Source organism: Micrococcus sp. HG099, assembly GCF_024723355.1.
GTDB lineage: Bacteria > Actinomycetota > Actinomycetes > Actinomycetales > Micrococcaceae > Micrococcus > Micrococcus endophyticus.
The window spans coordinates 1-3908 of the sequence record NZ_JANQCJ010000164.1 but is presented as its reverse complement, the minus strand read 5'-3'; the positions used below and the strand labels follow the sequence as shown (position 1 = coordinate 3908).

The window sequence follows — 3908 nt, the reverse complement described above, 5'->3', positions numbered from 1 at the left end:
GATGTGTATAAGAGACAGCCTCCAGCGCCTCGGCCGCGAGCGCGGCGAGGTCCTCGGGCAGCGTGGGGGCGTTCCAGGCCTCCATGCCGTCGATGAGCTCGGTGGTGAGCCGACCGGCGCGCACGTCCTCGCGCGCGGCGAGCTCGCGGAGCCAGCCGAGGTTGCTGCGCACGCCGAACAGCACGGTGTCGGCGAGCGCCGCGTCGAGCCGGTCCAGCGCCTCGGCGCGGTCTGCGCCGCGGGTGATGACCTTGGCGACCATGGGGTCGTAGAAGCCGGTGACCTCGGGCTGGCCGCCGTCCACGGCGGCGGGGTCGGCCGCGTCCGCCGCGGGCAGCAGCAGGGTGTCCACGCGGACGCCCTCCCCCTGCGGCTCGCGCCAGCGCAGCACGGGGCCGGTGGACGGCAGGAAGCCGTTGGCCGGGTCCTCGGCGTAGACGCGGGCCTCCACGGCGGCGCCCTCCAGGGCGATGTCGTCCTGGGCGAAGCCGAGGGGCTCGCCAGCGGCGATGCGCAGCTGCAGCTCCACGAAGTCCTGCCGCTGCCCGCGCACCCGCACGACCTCCTCGGAGACGGGGTGCTCGACCTGCAGGCGCGTGTTCATCTCCATGAAGAAGAACGCGTCCGGGTCCTCGTCCGAGACGAGGAACTCCACGGTGCCGGCGCCGCGGTAGCCCACGGACACCGCGGCGTCCACGGCGGCCTTCCCGAGGCGCTCCCGCAGCTCGGCCCCGTGGGCCAGTCCGGTGAGCAGCGGTGCGGGGGCCTCCTCGATCACCTTCTGGTGGCGGCGCTGCAGGGAGCACTCGCGCTCGCCCAGGTGCACGGTGGTGCCGTGGGCGTCCGCGAAGACCTGCACCTCGATGTGGCGCGGGGCCGTGATGAGGCGCTCGAGCAGCAGGGTGTCGTCGCCGAAGGCCGATCGGGCCGTGCGGCGGGCCGAGGCCAGCGCCGCGGGCAGCTCGTCGGCGGCGTGCACCGCCACCATGCCCTTGCCGCCGCCGCCGGCGGAGGGCTTGATGAGCAGCGGGAAGCCGACGCGCTGCGCCTCGGCGGCGAGCGCCGCGTCGTCGAGCGTGGGGTCGGCGACGCCGGGCACCACGGGCACGTCGTACGCGGCCACGGTCTCCTTGGCCCGGATCTTGTCCGCCATGGCGTCGAGGGAGGCCATCGGCGGGCCGACGAACACGATCCCGGCGGCCTCGAGGGCGCGGGCGAAGTCCGCGTTCTCGGAGAGGAAGCCGTAGCCGGGGTGCACGGCCTGGGCGCCGGTGCGGCGCGCGGCCTCGACCACGGCCTCGATGTCCAAGTAGGACTCGCGGGCCGGGGCGGGGCCGAGGCGCACGGCCTCGTCCGCCTCGAGGACGTGGCGGGCCTGCGCGTCCGCGTCGGAGTGCACGGCCACGGAGCGGATGCCGAGGCGGCGCAGGGTGCGGATGACGCGCACGGCTATCTCGCCGCGGTTGGCCACCAGCACGGTGTGGAACAGGGGCGCGCCCTGGGTGGGGTTCTCGGTCACGGGTGCCTCACATGCGGAACAGGCCGAACCGGGTGTCCGGCAGCGGGGGACGGGAGATGACGTCGAGGGCGAGGGAGAGCACGCGCCGGGTCTGGGCCGGGGTGATGATGCCGTCGTCCCACAGCCGCGCCGTGGAGTACAGGGGGCTGCCCTGGTCCTCGTACTGCTGCCGGACGGGGGCCTGGAAGGCCTCCACCTCGGCGGCGTCCATGGGCTCTTCGCCGGCCGCGGCGCGCTGGTCCTGCTTGATCTGGGTCAGCACGGAGGAGGCCTGCGGGCCGCCCATCACGGAGATGCGGGCGTTGGGCCACATCCACAGGAAGCGCGGCGAGTAGGCGCGGCCGCACATGGCGTAGTTGCCGGCGCCGAAGGAACCGCCGATCACCACGGTCAGCTTCGGCACGCGCGCGGTGGCGACGGCGGTGACCATCTTGGCGCCGTCGCGCGCGATGCCGCCGGCTTCGGCGTCCCGCCCCACCATGAAGCCGGAGATGTTCTGCAGGAACAGCAGCGGGATGCCCCGCTGGTCGCACAGCTCGATGAAGTGCGCGCCCTTGCGGGCCGAATCGCCGAACAGGATGCCATTGTTCGCCAGGATGCCCACGGGGTGGCCGTCGATCCGCGCGAAGGCGGTGACGAGCGTGGTCCCGTAAAGGGGCTTGAACTCGTGCACAGACCCGCCGTCCACGATCCGGTCGATCACCTCGCGCACGTCGTACGGGGTGTTCACGTCCACCGGGACCACGGAGGTCAGCTCGGCGGGGTCCTTCGCGGGCTCCTGCGCGGGGGCCACCTCCCAGGCCGGCGCGGGGGGCGGCGGCAGGGTGGCCACGATGTCCCGGAGGATCTGCATGGCGTGCAGGTCGTCGTCGGCCAGGTGGTCCGCGACGCCGGAGCGCTCGGCGTGCAGCCGGCCGCCGCCGAGGTCCTCGGGCGAGACGTCCTCGCCGATCGCGGCCTTCACCAGGGGCGGGCCTCCGAGGAAGATGGTGCCCTGCTCGCGGACGATCACGGTCTCGTCCGACATGGCCGGCACGTACGCGCCGCCCGCCGTGGACGAGCCGCACACCGCGGCCAGCTGCGGGATCCGGCGCGAGGACAGCAGCGCCTGGTTGCGGAAGATCCGCCCGAAGTGCTCCCGGTCCGGGAAAACCTCGTCCTGGCGGGGCAGGAACGCGCCGCCGGAGTCCACGAGGTAGAGGCACGGCAGGTGGTTCTCCAGGGCGATCTCCTGGGCCCGCAGGTGCTTCTTCACGGTCAGGGGGTAGTAGGTGCCGCCCTTCACCGTGGCGTCGTTGCCGACCACCATGACGAGCCGGCCGTGGACGAGGCCGATGCCCGCCACGACGCCGGCGGCCGGGCTGTCGCCGTCGTACAGGCCGTGCGCGGCCAGGGCGCCCACCTCGAGGAAGGGCGAGCCCTCGTCCAGGAGGGCGTCGATGCGGTCCCGCACCAGCAGCTTGCCGCGGGCGGTGTGGCGCTCGCGCGAGCGCTCCGGGCCGCCGAGGGCGGTGCGGGCGACGAGCTCGGCCACCTCCTGCTCGAGCCGGGCGTGGCCGGCCGCGTTGCGCTCGGCCGCGGTGGGCGCGGACTCCGAGGCCGGGGCCGTGGTGCTGGCGGTCATGGGACCCCCTTCAGTGAATGACGACTAACTGAACTGGTCACCAGTGTAGTGATCGCCGTCACCGGCGTCGAACGGGGCCTCCGGCTCCCCTTCCAGGCCTACAGTGGGGGCCATGCCCGCCGCCGTCGACCCCTCCGCTCCCGCCGCCTCCGCGGCCGCCCCGACCTCCCGCGTGGCGGCCAAGGCCCGCCGCCGCGAGGACCTGCTCGCCGCCGCAGCCCGCCTGTTCGCCGCGCGCGGCTTCGACGCGGTGCGGCTGGAGGACATCGGTGCCGAGGTCGGCATCAGCGGACCGGCCATCTACCGCCACTTCGCCGGCAAGGCCGCCGTGCTCGTGGCCATCCTGGCCACGGCCTCCCAGGACCTGCTCGACGGGGCGCTCGCCACCGAGCGCGAGCACGACGCGGGCGAGGACGCGCTGCGCGCCCTCATCGCCTTCCAGACGGACTTCGCGCTCGCCCAGCGCGACGTGATCCGCGTGCAGGACCGGGACATGTCCGCCCTGCCCGAGGACGAGCGCGCCGCCGTCACCGGCACCCAGCGCGCCTACATCGACGTGTGGGCCCGGCAGCTGCGCGTGGTCCACCCGTCCGAAGACCAGGCCACCGCCGTGTTCCGCGCCCAGGCCGTCCTCGGCCTGATCAACTCCACCCCGCGCTCGGTGCGCCGCACCGCCGCCGACCGCGCCGCCCGCCGCGCCACCCTCGTGGCGATGGCCTGGGCCGCCGCCACCGCGCCCGGCCCTGCCCCGGACCGGCCCTGACC

The 3908-nt window shown here is 74.6% G+C and carries 3 protein-coding genes; 1 reads left to right on the top strand and 2 read right to left on the bottom strand.

The features are described 5' to 3' along the window. A partial coding sequence (locus tag NWP10_RS10870) for an acetyl/propionyl/methylcrotonyl-CoA carboxylase subunit alpha (protein ID WP_258300918.1) occupies positions 1-1519 on the bottom strand: 1519 nt, incomplete at its 3' end. 7 nt (positions 1520-1526) lie between these two features. Next, entirely contained in the window at positions 1527-3143 is a 1617-nt protein-coding gene (locus NWP10_RS10865; RefSeq protein WP_258300917.1) for a carboxyl transferase domain-containing protein, read from the bottom strand. 112 nt (positions 3144-3255) lie between these two features. Here NWP10_RS10865 and NWP10_RS10860 point away from each other — a divergent pair, with 112 nt between their 5' ends. After that, on the top strand, positions 3256-3906 hold the full coding sequence (locus NWP10_RS10860) for a TetR/AcrR family transcriptional regulator (RefSeq protein WP_258300916.1): 651 nt from the start codon (positions 3256-3258) through the stop codon (positions 3904-3906). The last annotated feature ends 2 nt before the right edge of the window (positions 3907-3908 follow it).

Excerpts from the sequence above, each read along its gene's own strand:
- NWP10_RS10865 (WP_258300917.1), bottom strand. The coding sequence starts at position 3,143 with ATGACCGCCAGCACCACGGCCCCGGCCTCGGAGTCCGCGCCCACCGCG.
- NWP10_RS10860 (WP_258300916.1), top strand. The coding sequence starts at position 3,256 with ATGCCCGCCGCCGTCGACCCCTCCGCTCCCGCCGCCTCCGCGGCCGCC.